Annotated in this window: 16 protein-coding genes; 7 read left to right on the top strand and 9 right to left on the bottom strand. The window is 72.3% G+C overall.

Annotated features, from left to right (window positions below; all coding sequences use genetic code 11):
* Window positions 1-252: 252 nt before the first annotated feature.
* A complete protein-coding gene (locus ACIQFU_RS02735; RefSeq protein ID WP_402548449.1) occupies window positions 253-819 on the bottom strand; it encodes a GNAT family N-acetyltransferase in 567 nt (188 codons plus the stop codon).
* Window positions 820-1,100: 281 nt separating this feature from the next.
* On the opposite strand from ACIQFU_RS02735, the gene secA reads away from it, so the two are divergent.
* Window positions 1,101-3,944, top strand: coding sequence for a preprotein translocase subunit SecA (gene secA / locus ACIQFU_RS02730; RefSeq protein WP_402548448.1), 2,844 nt, complete (start codon window positions 1,101-1,103; stop codon window positions 3,942-3,944).
* Between the two features lie 122 nt (window positions 3,945-4,066).
* Here secA and ACIQFU_RS02725 read toward each other — a convergent pair whose 3' ends face one another.
* A complete protein-coding gene (locus ACIQFU_RS02725) occupies window positions 4,067-4,468 on the bottom strand; it encodes an Rv3235 family protein (protein ID WP_402548447.1) in 402 nt (133 codons plus the stop codon).
* Between the two features lie 702 nt (window positions 4,469-5,170).
* Between ACIQFU_RS02725 and ACIQFU_RS02720 the strand changes: the two genes are divergently transcribed.
* The 3 genes from ACIQFU_RS02720 (at window position 5,171) to ACIQFU_RS02710 (ending at window position 11,836) form a co-directional block, all read left to right on the top strand.
* Window positions 5,171-5,674 (top strand): DUF6912 family protein, encoded by a 504-nt coding sequence (locus ACIQFU_RS02720; protein WP_402548445.1) that lies wholly within the window; start codon window positions 5,171-5,173, stop codon window positions 5,672-5,674.
* 58 nt (window positions 5,675-5,732) lie between these two features.
* Complete coding sequence (locus ACIQFU_RS02715) at window positions 5,733-6,404, top strand: HAD family hydrolase (RefSeq protein WP_402548443.1); 672 nt, start codon at window positions 5,733-5,735, stop codon at window positions 6,402-6,404.
* Between the two features lie 470 nt (window positions 6,405-6,874).
* On the top strand, window positions 6,875-11,836 hold the full coding sequence (locus tag ACIQFU_RS02710) for an NAD-glutamate dehydrogenase (protein ID WP_402548441.1): 4,962 nt from the start codon (window positions 6,875-6,877) through the stop codon (window positions 11,834-11,836).
* A 343-nt stretch (window positions 11,837-12,179) separates the two neighbouring features.
* Here ACIQFU_RS02710 and ACIQFU_RS02705 read toward each other — a convergent pair whose 3' ends face one another.
* From ACIQFU_RS02705 to ACIQFU_RS02690, 4 genes are all read right to left on the bottom strand, one after another.
* On the bottom strand, window positions 12,180-13,892 hold the full coding sequence (locus tag ACIQFU_RS02705; RefSeq protein WP_402548440.1) for a glycosyltransferase family 2 protein: 1,713 nt from the start codon (window positions 13,890-13,892) through the stop codon (window positions 12,180-12,182).
* Window positions 13,889-16,129 carry a CDP-glycerol glycerophosphotransferase family protein gene (locus ACIQFU_RS02700; protein WP_402548439.1) on the bottom strand — a complete coding sequence of 747 codons (2,241 nt, stop codon included), beginning with the start codon at window positions 16,127-16,129 and terminating at the stop codon, window positions 13,889-13,891. Before ACIQFU_RS02700 ends, ACIQFU_RS02705 begins: the two co-directional genes overlap by 4 nt.
* Before the next feature lie 154 nt (window positions 16,130-16,283).
* A complete protein-coding gene (locus ACIQFU_RS02695) occupies window positions 16,284-17,180 on the bottom strand; it encodes an ABC transporter ATP-binding protein (protein WP_402548438.1) in 897 nt (298 codons plus the stop codon).
* Window positions 17,173-18,114 (bottom strand): ABC transporter permease, encoded by a 942-nt coding sequence (locus ACIQFU_RS02690; protein ID WP_402548437.1) that lies wholly within the window; start codon window positions 18,112-18,114, stop codon window positions 17,173-17,175. The genes ACIQFU_RS02695 and ACIQFU_RS02690 overlap by 8 nt, the downstream gene beginning before the upstream one ends.
* 172 nt (window positions 18,115-18,286) lie before the next feature.
* Between ACIQFU_RS02690 and ACIQFU_RS02685 the strand changes: the two genes are divergently transcribed.
* A complete protein-coding gene (locus tag ACIQFU_RS02685) occupies window positions 18,287-18,940 on the top strand; it encodes a TetR/AcrR family transcriptional regulator (RefSeq protein ID WP_402548436.1) in 654 nt (217 codons plus the stop codon).
* Between the two features lie 120 nt (window positions 18,941-19,060).
* Entirely contained in the window at window positions 19,061-19,498 is a 438-nt protein-coding gene (locus tag ACIQFU_RS02680; RefSeq protein ID WP_402548435.1) for a glutaredoxin domain-containing protein, read from the top strand.
* A gap of 78 nt (window positions 19,499-19,576) precedes the next feature.
* On the opposite strand, the gene galE is transcribed toward ACIQFU_RS02680, so the two are convergent.
* Entirely contained in the window at window positions 19,577-20,557 is a 981-nt protein-coding gene (gene galE / locus ACIQFU_RS02675; protein WP_402548434.1) for a UDP-glucose 4-epimerase GalE, read from the bottom strand.
* 76 nt (window positions 20,558-20,633) lie between these two features.
* Window positions 20,634-21,104 (bottom strand): MarR family winged helix-turn-helix transcriptional regulator, encoded by a 471-nt coding sequence (locus ACIQFU_RS02670; protein WP_402548432.1) that lies wholly within the window; start codon window positions 21,102-21,104, stop codon window positions 20,634-20,636.
* Between the two features lie 144 nt (window positions 21,105-21,248).
* Between ACIQFU_RS02670 and ACIQFU_RS02665 the strand changes: the two genes are divergently transcribed.
* Entirely contained in the window at window positions 21,249-21,662 is a 414-nt protein-coding gene (locus ACIQFU_RS02665; protein WP_402548431.1) for an organic hydroperoxide resistance protein, read from the top strand.
* 14 nt (window positions 21,663-21,676) lie between these two features.
* On the opposite strand, the gene ACIQFU_RS02660 is transcribed toward ACIQFU_RS02665, so the two are convergent.
* Entirely contained in the window at window positions 21,677-23,230 is a 1,554-nt protein-coding gene (locus ACIQFU_RS02660; RefSeq protein WP_402548429.1) for a hypothetical protein, read from the bottom strand.
* Window positions 23,231-23,251 lie beyond the last annotated feature (21 nt).

Here is a 23,251-nt window from a genome sequence, read left to right as displayed (position 1 = left end):
GGTCTGTGGTGGGGGCGGTGTTTACGGGGCGCCCGGTGTGCGGGTGGGCGCGGGGTGGGGATGCGGGCCGGCGTCGGCCGGGTGCCGCTGCGCCCACCCGTGCCGCCCCAGCGGCACGATTGCCCGCAGCTGGGGGGGGAGGGTGTGCGGCGCGGCTGCCCGCAGCTGGGGGGGAGGAGTGTGCGGTACGGCTGCCCGCAGCTTGGGAGGAGGGGGTGGGGCGACTGTCTGGGGCTCAGGGGGAGTCCGTGGCTACGGTGCCGGCAGGTAGGGGGAGGTTGACGGGAGGGAGAGGTCTGAGGGGAGGAGGGAGCCGATCCAGCAGTCGCGGCGTACGCCCTTGTTGTTGATCGCGGAGCGGAGGGTGCCCTCCATGGTGTAGCCCGCGCGTTGGGCCACCGCGCGGGAGGCCGTGTTGCCGACCTCGGCGCGCCACTCCAGGCGGTCGACGGCCCGCTGGGTGAAGGCCCAGCGGGAGGCGGCGACGGCAGCCTCGGTGACGTAGCCACGGCCGCGGTGCTCCTTGGTGCCCCAGAACCCGATCTCGCCGACCCCCAGGGAGATCATCATGACGGAGAGCATGCCCACCAGGTCCCCGGCCGGGAGGAAGAGGCCGAAGGTGAACACGGAGTCGTCCGCCCAGCCGTCGGGGACCATCCGCTCCGTGAAGCCCCGCGCGTGCTCCGGGAGGTAGGGCGAGGGGATCGTCGTCCAGCGCTGGATGTCGGGATCCTGTGCGGCGGCGTACACGGCCTCGGTGTCCCGGGGGCCGACCGTGCGCAGGACGAGGCGGTCGGTGGTGAGCGTGGCGGGTTCCATCGGCCGATTCTGCGCGGCGCCCGGTGGAGGCGGCAATGTTTTTGCCGTCCGTGAACCTCCGGTCACCTCTTGTGCCGATTCGCCGGGCGGGTGCGGCACCATCCGCGGGGCCCGCACGTTGAAAGGGATGACAGCGGACAGGGATGCTGGACGTAAGGAGTGGACGGTCCCCGTTACGGCAGCCTCCCGGTGCGGCGGGGTCCTCGCATACGATGGCTGTTGCCCGATCCGTCACAGGAAACCGACCGTCCCAGGCCCGACCGGCAAGGAGACCAACCCCCGTGTCCGTCCTCTCGAAGCTCATGCGTGCAGGCGAAGGCAAGATCCTGCGCAAGCTGCACCGCATCGCGGACCAGGTCAACTCCATCGAAGAGGACTTCACTGACCTCTCCGACGCCGAGCTGCGGGCCCTCACCGACGAGTACAAGCAGCGCTACGCCGACGGTGAGAGCCTGGACGACCTGCTGCCCGAGGCCTTCGCCACCGTCCGCGAGGCCGCCAAGCGCGTCCTGGGCCAGCGCCACTACGACGTGCAGATCATGGGCGGCGCCGCCCTGCACATGGGCTACGTGGCCGAGATGAAGACCGGTGAGGGCAAGACCCTCGTCGGCACGCTGCCCGCCTATCTCAACGCCCTGTCCGGCGAGGGCGTGCACATCGTCACGGTCAACGACTACCTGGCCGAGCGCGACTCGGAGATGATGGGCCGCGTCCACAAGTTCCTCGGTCTGAACGTCGGCTGCATCCTCGCCAACCAGACGCCGGCCCAGCGCCGCGAGATGTACGGCTGCGACATCACCTACGGCACGAACAACGAGTTCGGCTTCGACTACCTGCGCGACAACATGGCGTGGTCCAAGGACGAGCTCGTCCAGCGCGGCCACAACTTCGCCATCGTCGACGAGGTCGACTCCATCCTCGTCGACGAGGCCCGTACGCCGCTGATCATCTCCGGTCCGGCCGACCAGGCCACCAAGTGGTACGGCGACTTCGCCAAGCTGGTCACCCGCCTGAAGAAGGGCGAGGCCGGCAACACCCTCAAGGGCATCGAGGAGACCGGCGACTACGAGGTCGACGAGAAGAAGCGCACCGTCGCCATCCACGAGTCGGGCGTGTCCAAGGTCGAGGACTGGCTGGGCATCGACAACCTCTACGAGTCGGTGAACACCCCGCTGGTCGGCTACCTGAACAACGCCATCAAGGCCAAGGAACTGTTCAAGAAGGACAAGGACTACGTCGTCATCGACGGCGAAGTCATGATCGTCGACGAGCACACCGGCCGTATCCTCGCCGGCCGCCGCTACAACGAGGGCATGCACCAGGCGATCGAGGCGAAGGAAGGGGTGGACATCAAGGACGAGAACCAGACGCTCGCCACGATCACCCTCCAGAACTTCTTCCGCCTCTACAAGCGCCACGACCACAAGGGCAAGGAAGAGCCCGGCCTGTCCGGCATGACCGGCACGGCGATGACCGAGGCCGCGGAGTTCCACCAGATCTACAAGCTCGGCGTGGTGCCCATCCCGACCAACCGGCCGATGGTCCGCAAGGACCAGTCGGACCTGATCTACCGCACCGAGGTCGCCAAGTTCGAGGCGGTCGTGGACGACATCGAGGAGAAGCACCGCAAGGGCCAGCCGATCCTCGTCGGCACCACCTCGGTCGAGAAGTCCGAGTACCTGTCGCAGCAGCTCAGCAAGCGCGGTGTCCAGCACGAGGTGCTGAACGCCAAGCAGCACGACCGGGAGGCGACGATCGTCGCCCAGGCGGGCCGCAAGGGCGCGGTGACGGTGGCCACGAACATGGCCGGCCGCGGTACGGACATCAAGCTCGGCGGCAACCCCGAGGACCTCGCCGAGGCGGAGCTGCGTCAGCGCGGCCTCGACCCCGAGGAGCACATCGAGGAGTGGGCGGCGGCCCTGCCGGCGGCGCTGGAGCGGGCCGAGCAGGCGGTCAAGGCCGAGTTCGAAGAGGTCAAGGACCTGGGCGGCCTCTACGTCCTGGGGACCGAGCGGCACGAGTCGCGCCGTATCGACAACCAGCTGCGCGGTCGCAGTGGCCGTCAGGGCGACCCCGGCGAGTCCCGGTTCTACCTCTCCCTGGGTGACGACCTGATGCGGCTGTTCAAGGCCCAGATGGTCGAGCGCGTGATGTCCATGGCGAACGTGCCGGACGACGTGCCGATCGAGAACAAGATGGTCACGCGCGCGATCGCGTCCGCCCAGTCGCAGGTCGAGACGCAGAACTTCGAGACCCGCAAGAACGTCCTGAAGTACGACGAGGTGCTCAACCGCCAGCGTGAGGTCATCTACGGCGAGCGGCGCCGCGTCCTGGAGGGCGAGGACCTGCAGGAGCAGATCCAGCACTTCATGAACGACACGATCGACGCCTACGTGCAGGCCGAGACCGCCGAGGGCTTCCCCGAGGACTGGGACCTCGACCGGCTGTGGGGCGCCTTCAAGCAGCTCTACCCGGTGAAGGTCACCGTCGAGGAGCTGGAGGAGGCGGCCGGCGACCGGGCCGGCCTGACCGCCGACTACATCGCGGAGTCCATCAAGGACGACGTCATGGACCAGTACGAGGCGCGGGAGAAGCAGCTCGGCTCCGAGATCATGCGCGAGCTGGAGCGGCGGGTCGTCCTGTCGGTCCTGGACCGCAAGTGGCGCGAGCACCTCTACGAGATGGACTACCTCCAGGAGGGCATCGGCCTGCGCGCGATGGCGCAGAAGGACCCGCTGGTCGAGTACCAGCGCGAGGGCTTCGACATGTTCCAGGCCATGATGGAGGGCATCAAGGAGGAGTCCGTCGGCTACCTGTTCAACCTGGAGGTCCAGGTCGAGCAGCAGGTCGAGGAGGTTCCGGTCGAGGACGCGGCGCCGTCGCTCGACAAGGGCGCGCAGGACGCGGTGCCGGCTCAGGCGGGCGCCCGCCCGGAGATCCGGGCCAAGGGCCTCGACGCGCCGCAGCGCCGGGACCTGCACTTCTCCGCGCCCACGGTGGACGGCGAGGGCGGTGTCGTCGAGGGCGAGTTCACCGACGGCGAGGCCGCGCAGGCCCAGTCCGACGGGCTCACGCGCGCGGAGCGCCGCAAGCAGGCCAAGGGTGGACGCCGCCGCAAGAAGTAAGTGACGGTGCGGTGCCTGCGGGCGCCGTGACGGTGGGAAGGGCCGGTCACCCGAGGTGGCCGGCCCTTCGGCCTGTCCTGGCGGGCCGTTCCCGGTGAGCCTGTTCCGGCCGGCCGTGACCGTCAGTCGTCGTCCGCGCGGGGCCTGCGGGGGCGGCCGCCCAGTTCCACCGCCGTGCAGCGCCAGCGCAGGTCGCGGCCCTGCTCCAGACGGAACGCCATGGCGCGCAGCCGGTCGCCCGCGCCGATGCGCGCGAAGACCTCCAGGGCGCCCGGCCGGGGCTCGAAGTAGCCGATGTCGCGGACGACGGGGGCGGCGCCGCGGGTGCGCAACGGTCCGCGTTCGGCCAGATCGGCGAGATCGTCGTAGGCGCGGCCGACGGTGTGACGGAGCATCGAGTGGACGGGGCGCCGGCCGCTGAGGACGCCGAGCAGAAGCTCCGCGAACCGGTCGGTGGGGCTCAGCTGCGGGACGGGGCGACGAGAGGTCTGGGCGGGGACGAGAGGCGCCGGGGTGGGCCGCACGGCCCGATGGGCCACCGGCGCGGTCGGCCCCGCCGTGGGGGCCGTCCAGCGGTTCGCGGCGAACGCCCCGGCGGAGACCGTGGTCGGGCCCGGTGCCTCACCCGTGGCGGGTGCGCCCGGTGATGCGACCGGGCCCGACCTGGTCCCCCGGCCCGGTCCGGCCGTGGGCGGACGCGTGTCCGCCGGACGGGTACGGGACCGCCGGGACTGTCCCGGAGCCCCCGGCGGGCGCCCACCGGGTGCCGCGGCACGCACCCCGCGCGCCCCGGGCCTGCGGGGCGGCACGCCGCCGAGTGCGGGGGGCGGGGTGCCGCCCGGCCCGTGGGGCGTCGGTGGGACGAGGGGGCTGGTTGGGCGGGGCTGGATTCTGGTCATGACCTTGCGCATGGGGGTCCCCGTTCGGCGGCCCGGGTATACCGGGCAGTAACTTCGCGGTCGAGGACCTTGTACGGGGTGGAGGGGTGGCACGGCAAGGACGCGGGCGGGCGGGTCGAGGGGGCCGGGAGGTTCACCTATCGGGGTGATGTGGGGGGTGACAGGCCCGGAGCGGGGAGGGCGGGGAGGGTGAATTCCGGGACCGGGGTGGACGTGTCGGGGGTCACGGGTGGGGACTCGAAAGGGGACACCCGCACGTATCCTGAAGGCTCTCGCGCCGGGCCAACCGAGCGTCCCGGCGTCCCCGACCACGAAAGCGGCAGACTCATGCGCGTCTACGTCCCCCTGACCCTGTCCGGCCTCGCCGAGGCGCACCGGGCGGGGGAGCTGGGGGCCGGGCCGCTCGTCGCCTACGCCGTCACGCCGGCGCTGCGCGAGTGGTACCTGTCGGACGACATCGAGGAACTGGAGTACGCCGCCCTGAACCGGGCCGCGCTGGCCTCCCTGCGGCTGCTGGCGGCCGACGACGCCGTGGCGCGGCGCCGGGTCGTGGTCGCCGCCGACGTACCCGACGGCGCCGCCGCGGCCGGCCCGGACCGGGGACTCGACCCGGCGGCGCTGGGCGAGGTCCGCGTCGCCGGGCCGCTGCCGCTGGCCAAGGCGGCCGCGGTGCACGTCGACTCCGCCGACGCGGAGGCGGACGTGCGCGCCGCCGCCGGGGCGCTCGCGGCGGCGGACGGCGGGGACGACGACGCCCGGTTCGTCGTGGACGGCGCGGAGGACCACGAGCTGCTCTGGTACGCGACGCAGGAGATCCCGAGCCTGGTCTGACCAGGCCGTTCACCCCGCCGTGTCCCGATTGTCAGTGGCGGCGGGTACGTTTTCGGGCATGGGGACGCAGACGGGCGCACACATCGTGTGGGACTGGAACGGCACGCTGTTCCACGACAACGACGCGATCATCGGCGCGACGAACGCGGCGTTCGCCGAGCTGGGGCTGGCGCCGATCACACTGGAGCGGTACCGGGCGCTGTACTGCGTGCCGGTGCCGAAGTTCTACGAGCGGCTGATGGGGCGGCTTCCCACCGACGCCGAGTGGGCGGTCATGGACGCGGCCTTCCAGCGCCACTACGGCGCCCACCGGGACCGGTGCCGGCTCGCCGACGGAGCGACGGAGCTGCTCGCGGGGTGGCGGTCGGCGGGGCGCAGCCAGTCGATCCTCAGCATGTACGGCCATGACGAACTGGTGCCGCTGGTCAAGGGCCTCGGGATCGAGACGCACTTCATACGCGTCGACGGGCGGACCGGGCCGTCCGGGGGCAGCAAGGCCGAGCACATGGTGCGGCACCTCGCGCAGCTGGCGCTGACCGGAGTGGAGCCGGCTCGCACGGTGGTGATCGGGGACGCCGCCGACGACGCGCTGGCGGCGCGCCACGTGGGTGCGGAGGCGGTGCTGTACACCGGCGGGTCGCACGACCGGGCCAGCCTCGAAGGGGCCGGGGTGCCGGTGGTGGACACGCTGGGGGAGGCCGTGGTGGTGGCGGAGCGGCTGGCGGGATGACCGTGCCGTCCCGTGTCGCGAACCGTGCGGTTACCCGGTCGTAGCTGTGCGGAACGTCCAAGTTGCGGGCCCGGTTTTGTACACATGCGGCTCATGACGGGGAGCCCGTGCGGGGCGATAGCCTTGTGGCGTGATCAGCGCGATAGCTCGCGGGGGCACTGGTGCCCCTGCCCTGCGCCCGGCACGCACGGACGACATCCGTGTCCGGGCGGCGGTCGCTGATCCTCGCGGGCGGGACGGGGCGGACAAGGCCCCCGGTAGGCCGCCGCGCACTCCCCGGACGGTGACGGCGAGAGCGAAGTCACACCCGGCGACAGCGGCGACATTGGCTGATATGCCCCCGCTCCTCTCGTCTTGCGGCATAGCGTCGAAGTGGACCGGACACCCCGTGTCCCGACGTCATGCCGGAAGGCAGGAGACCGTACTTCCTTCTACGTCACGCAACGGCGCGCGACAGGAGTCAGAGGACAATGCAGACCAAGCTGGACGAAGCCAAGGCCGAGCTGCTCGAAAGGGCTGCGCGGGTAGCTGAGAACAGCCCGGTCGGGGGGCACCTACCGACCGGGACGACGGACGAGGGCACTCCGGGCGCCCCGGACGGCCCGGACGGCGCCCCGGACTACGCGTCCGTGCTCGCGTTCCTCCAGCGCTACTACCGGCACACCGCCCCGGAGGACCTCGCCGGCCGTGACCCGGTCGACATCTTCGGAGCCGCCGTCTCGCACTACCGGCTGGCCGAGAACCGGCCGCAGGGCACGGCCAACGTCCGGGTGCACACCCCGACTGTCGAGGAGAACGGCTGGACGTGCAGCCACTCCGTCGTCGAGGTGGTCACCGACGACATGCCCTTCCTCGTCGACTCCGTGACCAACGAGCTGACCCGCCAGGGCCGCGGCATCCACGTCGTCGTCCACCCGCAGGTCGTGGTGCGGCGCGACGTCGCCGGCAAGCTCGTCGAGGTGCTCGCCGGTCCGCCCACCGCCGACCTGCCGCACGACGCGCACGTCGAGTCCTGGATCCACGTCGAGATCGACCGCGAGACCGACCGCGGCGACCTCAAGCAGATCACCGCCGACCTGCTGCGCGTCCTGAACGACGTCCGCGAGACCGTCGAGGACTGGGGCAAGATGCGGGACGCGGCCGTGCGCATCGCGGACCGGCTGCCGGCCGAGGCCACCCCCGACGACCTGCCCGCGCGGGAGCTGGAGGAGGCCCAGGAGCTGCTGCGCTGGCTGGCCGACGACCACTTCACCTTCCTCGGCTACCGCGAGTACGAGCTGCGCGAGGACGACTCCCTCGGCGCCGTGGCCGGCACCGGTCTCGGCATCCTGCGCTCCGACCCGCACCACGCGACCGACGAGAGCCACCCCGTCAGCCCCTCCTTCGAGCGGCTCCCCGCCGACGCCCGGGCCAAGGCCCGCGAGCACCGGCTGCTGGTGCTGACCAAGGCGAACAGCCGGGCCACCGTGCACCGGCCGTCGTACCTGGACTACGTCGGCGTCAAGAAGTTCGACGAGAACGGCAACGTCGTCGGCGAGCGGCGCTTCCTCGGCCTGTTCTCCTCCGCCGCCTACACCGAGTCCGTCCGCCGGGTGCCGGTCGTGCGGCGCAAGGTGGAGGAGGTGCTGGAGCGCGCCGGGTTCTCGCCCAACAGCCACGACGGGCGTGACCTGCTGCAGATCCTGGAGACCTACCCGCGCGACGAGATGTTCCAGACCTCCGTCGAGGAGCTGGAGCCGATCGTCACCTCGGTGCTCTACCTCCAGGAGCGGCGCCGTCTGCGTCTCTACCTGCGCCAGGACGAGTACGGCCGCTACTACTCGGCCCTCGTCTACCTCCCCCGCGACCGCTACACCACCGGTGTCCGGCTGCGGATCATCGACATCCTCAAGGAGGAGCTCGGCGGCACCAACGTCGACTTCACCGCCTGGAACACCGAGTCGATCCTGTCCCGGCTGCACTTCGTGGTCCGGGTCCCGCAGGGCACCGAGCTGCCGCACCTGTCCGACGCCGACAAGGAGCGCGTGGAGGCCCGGCTCGTCGAGGCCGCCCGCTCCTGGGCCGACGGATTCGGCGAGGCGCTGACCGCGGAGTTCGGCGAGGAGCGGGCCGCGGAACTGCTGCGCCACTACGGGTCCGCCTTCCCCGAGGGCTACAAGGCCGACCACGGCCCGCGTTCCGCGGTCGCCGACCTCGGCCACCTGGAGCGGCTCGACGAGGAGCAGACCTTCGCGCTGAGCCTGTACGAGCCGGTGGGCGCCGCGCCCGAGGAACGGCGCTTCAAGATCTACCAGAAGGGCGGCTCCGTCTCCCTGTCCGCGGTGCTCCCGGTGCTCAGCCGGCTCGGCGTCGAGGTCACCGACGAGCGGCCCTACGAGCTGCGCTGCGCGGACCGCACCACGGCCTGGATCTACGACTTCGGCCTGCGCATGCCCAAGGCGCCGGCCGGCGGCGCCGACTACCTCGGTGACGACGCCCGCGAGCGCGTCCAGGACGCCTTCGCCGCCACCTGGACCGGCAAGGCCGAGAACGACGGCTTCAACGCCCTCGTGCTCAGCGCCGGACTGACCTGGCGCGAGGCCATGGTGCTGCGCGCGTACGCCAAGTACCTGCGGCAGGCCGGTTCGACGTTCAGCCAGGACTACATGGAGGACACCCTCCGCAACAACGTCCACACCACCCGGCTGCTCATCAACCTGTTCGAGGCGCGGATGGCGCCGGAGCGGCAGCGGGCCGGGCGGGAGATCGTCGACGCGCTGCTCGAGGAGATCGACGCCGCGCTCGACCAGGTCGCGAGCCTGGACGAGGACCGGATCCTGCGGTCCTTCCTCACCGTCATCAACGCGACGCTGCGGACCAACTTCTTCCAGGAGGCGAGCGGTGGCCGGCCGCACGACTACGTCTCCATGAAGTTCGACCCGCAGGCCATCCCCGACCTGCCCGCGCCGCGCCCGGCGTTCGAGATCTGGGTGTACTCGCCGCGCGTGGAGGGCGTGCACCTGCGCTTCGGCAAGGTCGCGCGCGGTGGTCTGCGCTGGTCGGACCGCCGGGAGGACTTCCGCACCGAGATCCTCGGCCTGGTCAAGGCGCAGATGGTGAAGAACACCGTCATCGTGCCGGTCGGCGCCAAGGGCGGCTTCGTCGCCAAGCAGCTGCCCGACCCGGGCGTCGACCGCGACGCGTGGATGGCGGAGGGCATCGCCAGCTACAAGACGTTCATCTCGGCGCTCCTCGACATCACCGACAACATGGTGGCCGGCGAGGTCGTGCACCCCGAGGACGTCGTCCGGCACGACGAGGACGACACCTACCTCGTCGTCGCCGCCGACAAGGGCACCGCGAAGTTCTCCGACATCGCCAACGAGGTCGCCGAGTCCTACAACTTCTGGCTCGGCGACGCCTTCGCCTCCGGCGGCAGCGCGGGCTACGACCACAAGGGCATGGGCATCACCGCCCGCGGCGCCTGGGAGTCCGTCAAGCGGCACTTCCGGGAGCTGGGCGTGGACACCCAGACCCAGGACTTCACCGTCGTCGGCATCGGTGACATGTCCGGCGACGTCTTCGGCAACGGCATGCTGCTCAGCGAGCACATCCGCCTGGTCGCCGCCTTCGACCACCGGCACATCTTCATCGACCCGACGCCGGACGCGGCCACCTCGTACGCCGAGCGCCGCCGGCTGTTCGAGCTGCCGCGCTCGTCCTGGGAGGACTACGACACCGGGCTGCTCTCGGCGGGCGGCGGCATCTTCCCGCGCTCGGCCAAGTCCATCCCGGTCAACGCGCACATCCGCGAGGCCCTCGGTATCGAGCCGGGCATCACCAAGACGACCCCGGCCGAGCTGATGAAGGCGATCCTCAGCTCCCCGGTGGACCTGCTGTGGAACGGCGGCATCGGTACGTACGTCAAGGCGTCCACCGAGTCCAACGCCGACGTCGGCGACAAGGGCAACGACGCCATCCGCGTCGACGGCAAGGACCTGCGCGTCCAGGTCGTCGGCGAGGGCGGCAACCTGGGCCTGACCCAGCTGGGCCGGATCGAGTTCGCGCTGCAGGGCGGCCGGATCAACACCGACGCCATCGACAACAGCGCGGGCGTGGACACCTCCGACCACGAGGTGAACATCAAGATCCTGCTCAACGGTCTCGTCAAGGACGGCGACATGACCGTCAAGCAGCGCAACAAGCTGCTCGCCCGGATGACCGACGAGGTCGGCGCGCTGGTCCTGCGCAACAACTACGCGCAGAACACGGCGATCGCCAACGCGCTCGCGCAGTCCAAGGACATGCTCCACGCCCAGCAGCGCTTCATGCGCCACCTGGTCAGGGAGGGCCACCTCGACCGGGCCCTGGAGTTCCTGCCCACGGACCGCCAGATCCGCGAGCGGCTGGGCAGCGGTCACGGTCTGACCGGCCCGGAGACGGCCGTGCTGCTGGCGTACACGAAGATCACGGTCGCCGAGGAGCTGCTGCACACCTCGCTGCCGGACGACCCGTACCTCAAGGGCCTGCTGCACGCCTACTTCCCGACGGCGCTGCGCGAGCAGTTCGCCGAGCAGGTCGACGGCCACCCGCTGCGCCGCGAGATCACGACGACCGTCCTGGTCAACGACACGGTCAACACGGGCGGTACGACGTATCTGCACCGGATGCGCGAGGAGACGGGCGCGTCGCTGGAGGAGATCGTGCGGGCGCAGACCGTGGCGCGGGCGATCTTCAGCTCCTCCCCGGTGTGGGACGCGGTGGAGGCCCTGGACACCAAGGTCGACGCCGCCGTCCAGACCCGGATCCGGCTGCACTCGCGCCGCCTGGTCGAGCGCGGTACGCGCTGGCTGCTCAACAACCGGCCGCAGCCGCTGGAGCTGGCCGAGACGGTGGAGTTCTTCGCCGAGCGGGTCGAGCAGGTGTGGTCGCAGCTGCCGAAGCTGCTGCGTGGCGCGGACGCGGAGTGGTACCAGCACATCTACGACGAGCTGAGCGCCGCCGGTGTGCCGGACGAGCCGGCCACGCGGGTGGCCGGGTTCTCCTCGGCCTTCGCGACGCTGGACATCGTGTCGGTGGCCGACCGCATGGGCAAGGAGCCGCTGGACGTCGCCGAGGTGTACTACGACCTCGCCGACCGGCTCGGTGTCACCCAGCTGATGGACCGGATCAGTGATCTGCCGCGGAACGACCGGTGGCAGTCGATGGCCCGTGCGGCGATCCGTGAGGACCTGTACGCGGCGCACGCGTCGCTGACCGCGGATGTCCTGGCGGTGGGGAACGGCGCGTCGACGCCGGAGCAGCGGTTCAAGGCGTGGGAGGAGAAGAACGCGGCGATTCTTGGGCGGGCGCGGACGACGCTGGAGGAGATCCGGTCGTCGGACGAGTTCGATCTGTCCAACCTTTCGGTGGCGATGCGGACGATGCGGACGTTGTTGCGTACGCATTCGTAGGTGGTGCGGCGTTCGTGCCGTTGCTGTGTGAGGCGCCCCGGGCCGGGTTGGTCCGGGGCGCCTTCGTGTCGTGGCCGGTGTGGGGGTGGCCGCGGGGTGGGGTGCGCTGTCCGGCGTTGCGGAGTGCCGCTGCGCCCACCCGTGCCGCCCCAGCGGCACGACTGCCCGCAGCGGCGGTGGCGGCGGTGCGGTGACTGGTCGCGCGTCGGTGGCGGCGGTGCGCTGTCCGGCGGTGCGGGGTGCCGCTGCGCCCACCCGTGCCGCCCCAGCGGCACGACTGCCCGCAGCGGCGGTGGCGGCGGTGCCCCGCAGTTGCGCGGCACGGCTACTGCTCGTCGTGACGTCAGCGCAGGATGTTCGACACCAAACGGGCCGCTCTTCGGGTTCGGGGGGTGGAGAGGTGGCGGGCTGCTGGGCGGAGGACGGTGGCGGTGAGGCCTGCCGGTTGCCAGGTGATCTGCAGGCGCCCCGGGTTGTGGCCCTCCGGGCGGAGGGTGACGCGGTGGGGGGTGAGTCCGGCGCGGTGCGGGACGCGGGCCGTGAGGGGCGGGAAGGCCGGCGGCGCCAGCAGGATGCCCGTGTGGGTGCGGCCCCGGTGGCGGAGGCGGAGCACCGGATGACGGGTGCCCGCGAAGCCGTGGACCGGGAGACGGGCCGCCGCCAGGTCCAGGCGGACGCGGCCCTCGAAGAGCCCGGGGCCGACGGGCGAGAGACGGAAGGCGACCGTGAGGCGACGGCGGCCGGGGGAGAGGTGGAGCACGGCGCGCTGGGGGCCGACGGGGAGCCGTAGGGCGGGGTCGTACGTGCGGACGGTCAGGTCGACGGACGCACCGGGGCCACGCGTGATCTCCGTGATCTCGTGCCGGAGCAGGGCGGTGAAGAAAGGGCGGGTGTCCAGTTCCAGGTCCGTCAGGTCCAGCTCGCGGCGGGCCTCGGGGGAGAGGGGGACGCATTCGCCCCAGTACACGCGGCCGCTTTCCGCGTCCAGCGTCACCCGGCGGGGTGCCACGTCGTGGCCGAGGCCCCGGGCCGCCGTGCGTACGTCGGACAGGCGCCGGTCGCGCAGCAGTCGCAGGACGACCCGTTCGGCGCGGGGCAGCCGTGCGTAGGCGCCCTCGGCGAGCGTGTCGAGGTAGGGGTTCACCAGGTCCGCGAAGGAGGCCAGCCACGCGTCGTCCCGGTAGGGGAGGTCACCGGCGTACATCCGGAAGTCGTGCTTGAGGAACTTGAAGTCCTTGTCCTCGCGCAGCGCCTCGCGCCCGCTCCCGGCCAGGAACGCGTCGATGAGGCGCTGGACGTGGACGCGGTCGCGGACGTTGGTGAGCTTGTGGCGCTGGTTGGAGATCGAGGCGTTGTCGGAGGCCGCGTACGGCGCTATGTACCAGCGGTAGACCGGCTCGGGGACGACGGTGAACGTCTTGGCCAGGCAGTAGGCCTGCGCGGAGAAGAGCTGGTCCTCGTAGTGGATGCCCTCGGGGAAGCGCAGGCCGTGCCGGTCGAGGAAGGCGCGGGCGTACATCTTGCTGGTGGAGAGGTGCTCGAAGAAGAGCCGCGGGTCGGCCTCGATGCCGTCGAGGGTGCGGCGCTCGGCGACCAGGTGCGGCATCCAGGTCGTACGGCGTCCGCCGTCCACGCGGACGCGGTGCACGGCGCCCATGGCGAAGTCCAGGTCGCGTTCGCGGTGGGCCGCGAGCAGGATCTCGACGGCGCGTTCGGGCAGTTCGTCGTCGCTGTCCAGGAACATCAGGTACGGCGCCCGGGCGATCTCCAGGGCGCGGTTGCGCGGTGCGCTGCACCCGCCGCTGTTCTCGGGCAGCCGGAGGTACACGATCCGCGGGTCGTGGGCGGCCAGTTCGCGGGCCACCTCCTCGGTCGCGTCGGTCGAGTGGTCGTCGCTGATGACGACCTCGATGTTCGCGTGGGTCTGGCGCAGCACGGAGGCGACGGCGCGGGGGAGGCGTTCGGCGTCGTTGTAGACGATGACCGTGACGGTGACGTCCGGGATGCTCAGGGGCGGGAGCGTGCCCGTGACCGGGCTCGTGGTGGCTGTCCTCATGACGCGGTGGCCTCCTCGGGGCTCGGGGCCGGGGTGCGGTCCTCGAGGGGCAGGACCGGGGGCAGCGTCCGCTCGTCCTCGCCGAGGAAGACCCGGCGTACGACGCGTTCGGCGGCGTGGCCGTCGTCGTACTCGCAGAAGCGGCGCCGGAAGGCGGCCCGTGCCTTCGTGGCGCGTTCGTCGTGCCAGGCGTCGGTGGAGAGGATCTCCGTCAGCTCGGCCTGGTTGCGGGCGACCGGGCCGGGCGCCTCGGCCATCAGGTCGAAGTAGACGCCGCGGGTGGTGCGGTAGGTCTCCCAGTCGTCGGCGTGAACGACGATCGGGCGGTCCAGGTTGGCGTAGTCGAACATGATCGACGAGTAGTCGGTGACCAGCGCGTCGGCGGCCAGGCACAGCTCCTCGACGGGTTCGTAGGACGAGACGTCGACGAGGCGGCCGCTGCGGCGCAGGCCCCCCAGGGGGGAGGCGGTGCCGTCGTAGAAGTAGTGGGCGCGCACCAGCAGGACCGTTTCCTCACCGAGTTGGTCGGCGAGAGCGGCGAGGTCGAGACGCGGCGTCCAGCCGGCCTCGTAGTCGCGGTGGGTGGGCGCGTAGAGGATCGCGCGGCGGCCGGGCGCGATGCCGAGGCGGTCGCGGGCCGCACGGACCTCGGCGGCGCCGGCGGTGTAGAAGACGTCGTTGCGCGGATAGCCGTGGTCGAGGGAGGTGTGGCGTGACGGGTAGGCCCGCTGCCACATGCGGGTGGTGTGGCTGTTGGCGGAGACGCTGTAGTCCCACTTGTCGACCCGCTGGAGCAGGGCCTGGAAGTCCAGACCGTGGGCGGCGGCGGGGTAGGGCAGCTGGTCCACGCCCATGCGTTTGAGCGGGGTGCCGTGGTGGGTCTGGAGGTGGACGGTGCCGGGGCGTTTGACCACCGCGTCCGGGAAGTTGACGTTGTTGACGAGGTACTTGGCGCGGGCCAGCACCTCCCAGTAGCAGCGGGTGCCGGGCACGACGTGGTCGGTGCCGGGCGGCAGCAGCGCCGCGCCCTGTGCCGTGACCACCCACACCGGGTGGACGCCCGGGGCCAGTTCCGCGAGTTTGGCGGCGACGGCGGCCGGGTTGCAGGCCACCCCGCGGTTCCAGTACGCGGAGAAGACCGCGAGGTGCGGGTCGACCGGGCGGGCCAGGGCGGCGCGGTACTGGAGGGCGCGCAGCCGGGTGCCCGCGCGGCGCCTGCCGGTGCGTACGGCGGAGCGCACCCCGCGGCGGGCGTGGTTGGCGCTCTGGAGGGCGCGGTACTTGCCGTAGGCGCCCTCCTCGAGGAGCGACCGGCGCATTCCCTCCAGACCGGCGGGCTGCCGCAGTCCCTCGGGGCGGTGGCGCCGGGCGGTCACGGACGCCCGGTGGAAGAACTCCCGCGCCACGTCGTCGGGCATCCCGGCGCGGGCGAAGGTCCGCAGGCAGTCGCGGACCATCAGGTCGTACAGGACGCCGTGGACGGCGGGCCGCCCGGTGGTGAGGCCGAGGAGCGCCTCGTAGCGGTCGACCAGCGCGTACCGCTCGGCCGGCGTGATGGGCGGGAGGCTCTCGGGGCGCAGCCGGCGGTCCTCGTACGCCGGCTGCGGCAGGCAGGCGACGCGGTCGGCGAGCAGCAGGGCGGCGTACGCGGCGAACGGCTCGTCCTCGGTGGTCAGGAGCCGTTCGTGCCGTCGCCAGAAGCCGGCGCGCACGGCGCGGGTGCCGAGCAGCGGGGTCAGCCTGAGCAGCGCCGCGCGGTCGTCGAGGGCGACGCCGTCCGGGGCGCGGCCCGTGCGGGCGAGGCGGGGTCCGTCGGGGGAGGGCAGCCCGGAGACCCGCCAGGAGCTGCGGACGTGGTCGACGAGCAGGACGTCCACGGTGTCCGGGAGGCCGCTCACGTGCTCGGCGAGGGCGTGCGGGGCCCCGACCGGCAGCCCGTCCTTGGCGTGCACGAAGTGCAGCCACCGGCCCCGCGCCCGTGCCGCCCCGGCCGAGCGGGCCGCGGCGTCCCCCGCCCCGTCCGGGAGCGGCAGCACGGTGAAGGCGGGGGCGTGCCGCTCGGCCGTCTCCCGCGCCCAGTCCCCGACGGCGGCGACGATCACCTCGACGCCGGTGAGGGGGTGGGCGTCCAGGGAGTCGAGGAGGGCGGGCAGGTGGTCCTGGACGTTGCCGCCGTGGACGACGACGCTGAGGTCGGGGGCCGTCTCGGGGAACGGGTCGGGGACCGTCTCGGGCATCGCGGGGACTCCTTCGCCTCGGCCTTCGCTTCGTCGCTCCCTGAGCACTCCTGTGGGTCGGTTTCTATTCGGTCATAGTGACATCAATCGGGCAAAAGGATGAATCGGAAGGGCCGGGAGTACGCCGTCCGGGTGGGGCCCGCGCCGGGTGGGCTCACACGGCGGCCGGTGCCTTCGGCGCGGGCGCGGGCTCGGCCCGCGGTTCGGGTGCCGCGGCCTTGGGGGCCGACTTGGGTGCCGCCTTGGCCGGGCCGCCGGTGAACTTCTCGTACTCCTTCAGGACCTCCTCCGTCGGCCCGTCCATCCGCAGCTCGCCGCGCTCCAGCCACAGCACCCGGTCGCAGGTGTCGCGGATGGACTTGTTGCTGTGGCTGACCAGGAAGACCGTGCCGGCGTGCTCGCGCAGTTCCCGGATGCGTTCCTCGGAGCGCCTCTGGAAGGAGCGGTCGCCGGTGGCCAGCGCCTCGTCGACGAGGAGGACGTCGTGGTCCTTGGCTGCGGCGATGGAGAACCGCAGGCGGGCCGCCATGCCGGAGGAGTACGTGCGCATCGGCAGGGTGATGAAGTCGCCCTTGTCGTTGATCCCGGAGAAGTCGACGATCTCCTGGTACCGCTCCTTGATCTGCGCGCGGGACATGCCCATCGCCAGGCCGCCGAGGTAGACGTTGCGCTCGCCGGTGAGGTCGTTCATCAGGGCGGCGTTGACGCCGAGCAGGGAGGGCTGCCCGTCGGTGTGGATGCGGCCGTTCTCCACCGGGAGCAGGCCGGCGACGGCCTTGAGCAGCGTCGACTTGCCCGAGCCGTTGGTGCCTATGAGGCCGATGGCCTCGCCCCGGTACGCGACGAAGGACACGTTCTTCACGGCGTGCACCCGGCGCACACCGGCCGCCTTCTCGGTCTTCTTCCGGCGCAGGATGCGGTTGAGGGCGGCGGTCGCGGAGCCGCGGCCCGCGCCGGTGCCGTTGACCCGGTAGACGATGTCGACGCCGTCGGCGACGACGGTGGGGACGCGCTCGCCCGCTCGCTTGTCACTGCTGGTGTCGTCAGCCACGACCGTACGTCTCCTCGGCCTTCCAGAAGTAGATGAAGCCGCCGATCCCGGCGACCAGCGCCCAGCCCAGGGCCAGCGCCCAGACGTGGTCGGGCAGCATGCCGCCGCCGAAGCTGTCGATCAGGGCGAAGCGCATCAGGTCGATGTAGACGGCGGCGGGGTTGGCCTGGAGCAGCGGGCCGACCCAGGACGGCAGGTCGCTGTCCGGGCCGGTCACGTGCTGGATGCTGAACATGACGCCCGAGGCGTACATCCAGGTGCGCAGCAGGAACGGCATCAGCTGGGCCATGTCGGGAATCTTCGCGCCCACCCGGGCCATGACCATCGCCAGACCCGTGTTGAACACGAACTGCAGCGTCAGCGCCGGGACCGCGAGCACCCAGGACGGGGCGGGCGGCACGCCGAACGCGAGCAGGATCACGACGAGGGCGCCCATGGAGAACAGCAGCTGCTGGAGCTGCTGGAGGCAGAACGACACCGGCAGCGCCGCCCGCGGGAAGTGCAGGGCCCGCACCAGGCCGAGGTTGCCGGAGATGGCCCGGGTGCCCGCCATGAGCGAGCTCTGCGTGAACGTCCACACGAACACGCCGGTGACCAGGAACGGGACGAAGTCCGCCACGCCCCGGCTGGTGTTCATCAGCATGCCGAAGATGAAGTAGTACACCGCCGCGTTGAGCAGCGGCGTCATCACCTGCCAGACCTGGCCCAGCTTGGCCTGGCTGTACTGGGCGGTCAGCTTGGCGGTGGAGAAGGCGCCGATGAAGTGCCGACGCGCCCACAACTGGCGGACGTACGCGGGCAGGGAGGGGCGGGCGCCGCTGACCGACAGTCCGTGCCGGGCGGCGAGCGCCGCGAGGTCGTGGTCCCGTTCGGGGCCGGGGGTGGGGGTGGGGGCCGCCCGGGTCGGGGGCGGAGGGTCGAGGACCTGGCTCACATCCGGTGCTTTCGCTCGGGGGAGGGGGCGAGAGGGCGACGCCCGTCGTTCACCTGGGTGACCGTGCGTGTTCACCTACGTCGGGACGGCACCGTATCGTCGTGACGTGAGCGTAGGGCGTGGCGACGCCGGAACGCAACCGTTTCGTCGTGACGGCCTATGCTTGACGCGCATGACGACCAACGCCGCCGCCGACGACCCGACGCCGCGCCCGCGCCGCCGGGCCCCCGCCGGGGCGGCGGTGCTGCGCGAGGACGTGACGGAGGCCATCCGGGCGGCGGTCTTCGAGGAACTGGCGGCGGTCGGGTACGCCCGTATGTCCATCGAGGGCATCGCGCGCCGCGCGGGTGTCGGCAAGACGGCCGTCTACCGGCGCTGGCGCTCCAAGCTGCACCTGGTGCTCGACATCGTCTCCGCCCTCGCCGTCCAGGGCCTGCCCGCGCCGGACACCGGGTCCCTGGAGGGCGACCTGAGGCTGCTGTACGAGGTGACGTCCCGCGCGCTGCGCCACCCGGTGGCCTCGCAGATCATCCCCGACCTCCAGGCGGAGGCGGCCCGCAACCCCGACATCGCCGAGGCGCTGCAGAAGACCCTGCGCGAGGGCCAGGACGGTGTCGCCAGCAGGATCCTGGCGGCGGCGGCCGAACGCGGCGAACTGGGCCCGGACCTCGACACCGACCTCGCCCTGGACCTGATCTCGGGCCCGCTGTACTGGCGCTCGGTGGTCGTCCGCAGCCCGAAGCCGCCGAAGGGCTACCTGGGCTCGCTGGCCCGGGCCACGGCGGAGGGGCTGAAGGCGCTCGGAGGCGGGGCGGATCGTCGGTGAGCTGCTCCTCACCCGCGAGCGACCGACGAGGGCCGATAATGCCGACCGGAGCAGGCGGCCCGGCAGGCGGACCGCCGGATGACGGCGGGCCGGGTCCGCCATGACCGCGGGAGGGTGGGCATGAGACGGACGTGGACGGGGCCCGTGCTGCTGTTGATCGCCGGGGCGGGCGCCGCGACCGGGCCGCTCGTCCAGGGGCGTCCGGGGACGGCTGCCGTGCTGCTGCTGGTGTTCGTGCTGCTGGCGGGGCTGAACTCGCCGCTGCTGTTCCCCAGGCCGATCGGCGCGCTGGAGGCGCAGCGGCGCAGTGCCGTCGACGGGCGGCCAGTCGTGTTCTGGCGGCCGGGCTGCACCTACTGCATGCGGCTGCGCATCCGGCTGGGCCGCAGGGCCCGGCGGTTGTACTGGGTCGACATCTGGCGGGACGAGGCCGGGGCGGAAGTGGTGCGAGGGATCAACGACGGCAACGAGACCGTGCCCACCCTGCTCGTGGCGGGCCGGGCCCACACCAATCCGGACCCGGCGTGGGTGCGCGAACAGCTCTCCTCGTCCCGGTGATCCGGAGATCTCCGGTCCGGTGACCGGGTGACCCGGCGTCGGCGCCCTCCGTGACGGCGTCGGAGGGCGCGCCCGGGGTCAGTCCCGCGCGGCCTCCGGGTGGAGCCGTACCCAGCCCGCCCACGCCGACGTGATCATGTCCTCGACGTCGTACTTGGCCTTCCAGTCCAGCTCGACGGCGGCGCGGTCGGCCGAGGCGACGACGCGGGCCGGGTCGCCGGGGCGGCGGGGGGTGACCGTCGGGGGCTGGTCGTGACCGGTGAGGGCGTTGATGCGGTCGATCATCTCGCGGACGGAGACGCCCTCGCCCCTGCCGATGTTGAGGGTGAGGCTGCGGCCGGGGGACGACTGCAGGGCGCGGGCCGCGGCCACGTGGGCCTCGGCCAGGTCGACGACGTGGATGTAGTCGCGCACGCAGGTGCCGTCCGGCGTCGCGTAGTCGTCGCCGAAGATCCGGGGGGCGGCGGACTCCGTCAGCTTCTCGAAGACCATCGGGACGAGGTTGAAGACGCCGGTGTCGGCCAGCTCCGGGCTCGCAGCGCCCGCGACGTTGAAGTAGCGGAGGGAAGCCGTGGCGAGGCCCGCCGCCTTGCCGGTGGCCCGGACCAGCCACTCGCCGGCCAGCTTGGTCTCGCCGTACGGCGACATGGGCACGCACGGCGTCTCCTCGGTCACGAGGTCGACGTCGGGCATGCCGTACACGGCGGCGGAGGAGGAGAACACGAAGGACGGGACCTCGGCCTTCGTGACCGCGTCGAGCAGGACGCGCAGGCCCTCGACGTTCTGCCGGTAGTAGTGCAGCGGCAGGTCCACCGACTCGCCGACCTGCTTCTTGGCGGCCAGGTGGACGACGCCGGTGACGGAGTGGTCGGCCAGGGCGCGCGCGACCCGCTCGCCGTCCAGGACCGAGCCCACCACCAGGGGAACGCCGTCGGGCACGCGGTCGGCGATGCCGGTGGACAGGTCGTCGTAGACGACGGCCTTCTCGCCCGCCTCGGTCATCGCCCTTACGACGTGCGCCCCGATGTATCCGGCGCCGCCGGTGATCAGCCAGGTCATTGCGGCCGTCCCCTTCGTTCGGTGGTCCTTGGTGCCCATGATCCGTCATCCCGGTGCCCGCCGGCACCGGCACCCGTCAGGACGGTGCGGGGGCCGGCTCGGTGCCGTACGCGTCCAGGGCGGCCGTGAGCCGGTCGAGACGGGCGCGCAGATCCTGGACCTCGGTGAGGTCGAGGCCGGTCGCCGCGGCGATCCGGCGCGGCACCCCGACGGCCCGCTCGCGCAGCGCCGTGCCCTCACCGGTCAGCCGCACCTCCACCGACCGCTCGTCGCGCGCGCTGCGCTCCCGCCGGACGAGGCCGGCCGCCTCCAGCCGCTTGAGCAGGGGCGACAGGGTGCCGGAGTCGAGACGGAGGTGCTCGCCGAGCCTCTTCACCGGCAGCTCGCCGTGCTCCCACAGCACCAGCATCACCAGGTACTGCGGGTACGTGAGACCCAGCTCCTTGAGGACCACGCGGTAGACGCCGCCGAAGGCGCGCGACGCGGCGTTCAGGGAGAAGCAGATCTGCTGGTCCAGGCGGAGCCAGTCGGTTGCGGGCGTGGTCATGTGTCCAAGGGTAGCGGACGGAATTTGCGCACAACTTAGTTGTGCACAATTGAATTGCGTGCTCTAATTGTGGGCACCGGGGGCCGCCGGTTCCCCGAGCCGGCCAGGCCCCGCAAGCCCGCACCAGAAAAGGACGGTCTCCCCATGGACGCGCTCTACACCGCCGCCGCCACCGCCACCCACGGCCGTGACGGCCGTACCGTCAGCTCCGACGGCAAGCTCGACCTCGCGCTCGGCGTCCCCGTCGAGATGGGCGGCAACGGGCAGGGCACCAACCCCGAGCAGCTGTTCGCCGCCGGTTACGCCGCCTGCTTCGGCAGCGCGCTGGGCGTGGTCGGCCGGGCGGCGAAGGTCGACGTCAGCGACGCCGCGGTGACCGCCGAGGTCGGCATCGGCAAGCAGGGCGAGGGCTTCGCGCTCGCCGTCACCCTCCGGGTCGAGCTGCCCGAGGGCCTGGACGAGGAGACCGGCCGCAAGCTGGTCGAGCAGGCCCACCAGGTCTGCCCCTACTCCAACGCCACCCGCGGCAACATCCCGGTCGACCTCGTCGTCGAGTAGTCCGCGGGGAGTGCTCAGCCGACCCGCGCCAGCACTTCGCCCGTCCGTTCGCTCCACGCCACCACCACCGCCTCCCGGGGCACCAGGTGCCAGCGGGTCAGCAGCAGCCAGCGGACGTGGTAGCGGCGGACGACGGCGGCACGCGCGGCGCGGGTCGAGTCCGGCGCGAGATACGCCCTGACGTCGGCCGCCCGCCGCCCGCGCTCCCGCTCGTCCAGCGACGGGTCCGGCCAGGCGGGCGCCGCGAGGTTCGGGCCGTACCCGGCGATGGCGTGCCCGGCGTAGTAGCCGTCGGTGATCACGACCTCGCCGGGGCCGATGTGCCGGGCGGCCCACTCGTACGTCGGCCACCGCGGCGGCTGCTCGAATCCGACCGGGTCGAGGGCGCGCGGCACCACCGCCCCCGCGTGCACCGTGAGGAAACCGAGCAGCGCACCGGCCGTCGCGGTCCAGCCCAGCACCGCCCGCCACCGCCCCCACGGCCGGGGCGCCGCCAGCTCCACCGCCAGGGCGAACTGCAGAGGCACCAGCGTGAGCCCGAGGATCCTGCCGTAGGTGTAGTGGCCGCTCAACCAGCCGTACGCCACCACCGCGCAGTCCAGCGCGAACATCAGCACCAGCGGGTCCCGGCGCGAGCGGCGTCCGCGCGCCCACAGCGCCGGCAGGCCGAGCAGCGCCAGCCAGAACTCCCCGGGCAGGTGGAGGTACAGGACCCGGTGCATCGCGTCCACGCTGTCGTCGCCGGCCAGCGCGAACACGTCGAAGTACGGCCAGGCCGCCGCCGCTCCCACCGCCACGGCGCCGGTCAGTGCCCAGCGCCCCACGACCGGCCCGCGCCACCCGCGCTGCCATCCGGCCACCAGCGCCACCGCGCCGAGCACCGCCGCCACCGAGGTGATCGGGTGGACGAGGAGGATCAGGCCGTACAGGGCGCCGAGGCCCGCGTACCCGGGCAGGCCGCGCAGCCCGCTCGGCCCCACGTACCGCACCCGGCGCGCGTCCCTCGCCCGCGCTCCCGTCAGCGCCCAGGCCCAGAAGGTGAGCCCGATCGCGAACGTCGACGGGTAGCCGAGGTTGCCCGTCATCGACATCAGCCCGAGGTAGCCGCTCCACCAGGCCCGCTCGGTGCCCCACAGCAGCGTCATCGCGCCCAGCGCGAGGACCGGGGCCCACGGCCGCGGGGTCAGCACCCGGACGAAGCGGTTCAGGCCGGTCAGCAGCACCAGCAGGTTCAGCGGCCCGGCGAGCCGCACCACCTCCCAGCCGCCCAGCCCCGTCAGCCGGGCGAACGCGCCCTCGGCCACCGCGTACGGCGAGTAGTACGCGCTGCCCGCGCCCGGCAGGTCGGCCATCGGGTGGCGGGGGTGGAGCAGGCCGGCCTTCAGGCGCTCGACGACGGCCGCGTGCTGGCCGGCGTCGCAGCACAGCGGCACCGCCCAGTACGCCAGCGTCATCACGAGGAAGAAGCAGAAACCGGCGGCCTGGTACGGGGTGGGACGCCAGGTGCGGCCGCCGCGCAGCGCCGTCGCGCCGCGAGCGGGCCGCCGGACGAGGACGCCGGCGCTCACAGGACGGTCAAGGAAAAGGGC

The organism is Streptomyces sp. NPDC093065 (assembly GCF_044754585.1).
GTDB lineage: Bacteria > Actinomycetota > Actinomycetes > Streptomycetales > Streptomycetaceae > Streptomyces.
This window is presented reverse-complemented; position numbering and strand designations above follow the sequence as displayed.

Coding starts and splice junctions, on each gene's coding strand:
- ACIQFU_RS02670 (WP_402548432.1), bottom strand. CDS start 21,104: ATGACCACGCCCGCAACCGACTGGCTCCGCCTGGACCAGCAGATCTGC.
- ACIQFU_RS02735 (WP_402548449.1), bottom strand. CDS start 819: ATGGAACCCGCCACGCTCACCACCGACCGCCTCGTCCTGCGCACGGTC.
- ACIQFU_RS02665 (WP_402548431.1), top strand. CDS start 21,249: ATGGACGCGCTCTACACCGCCGCCGCCACCGCCACCCACGGCCGTGAC.
- ACIQFU_RS02720 (WP_402548445.1), top strand. CDS start 5,171: ATGCGCGTCTACGTCCCCCTGACCCTGTCCGGCCTCGCCGAGGCGCAC.
- ACIQFU_RS02710 (WP_402548441.1), top strand. CDS start 6,875: ATGCAGACCAAGCTGGACGAAGCCAAGGCCGAGCTGCTCGAAAGGGCT.
- ACIQFU_RS02705 (WP_402548440.1), bottom strand. CDS start 13,892: ATGAGGACAGCCACCACGAGCCCGGTCACGGGCACGCTCCCGCCCCTG.
- ACIQFU_RS02680 (WP_402548435.1), top strand. CDS start 19,061: ATGAGACGGACGTGGACGGGGCCCGTGCTGCTGTTGATCGCCGGGGCG.
- galE (WP_402548434.1), bottom strand. CDS start 20,557: ATGACCTGGCTGATCACCGGCGGCGCCGGATACATCGGGGCGCACGTC.
- ACIQFU_RS02700 (WP_402548439.1), bottom strand. CDS start 16,129: ATGCCCGAGACGGTCCCCGACCCGTTCCCCGAGACGGCCCCCGACCTC.
- ACIQFU_RS02685 (WP_402548436.1), top strand. CDS start 18,287: ATGACGACCAACGCCGCCGCCGACGACCCGACGCCGCGCCCGCGCCGC.
- ACIQFU_RS02715 (WP_402548443.1), top strand. CDS start 5,733: ATGGGGACGCAGACGGGCGCACACATCGTGTGGGACTGGAACGGCACG.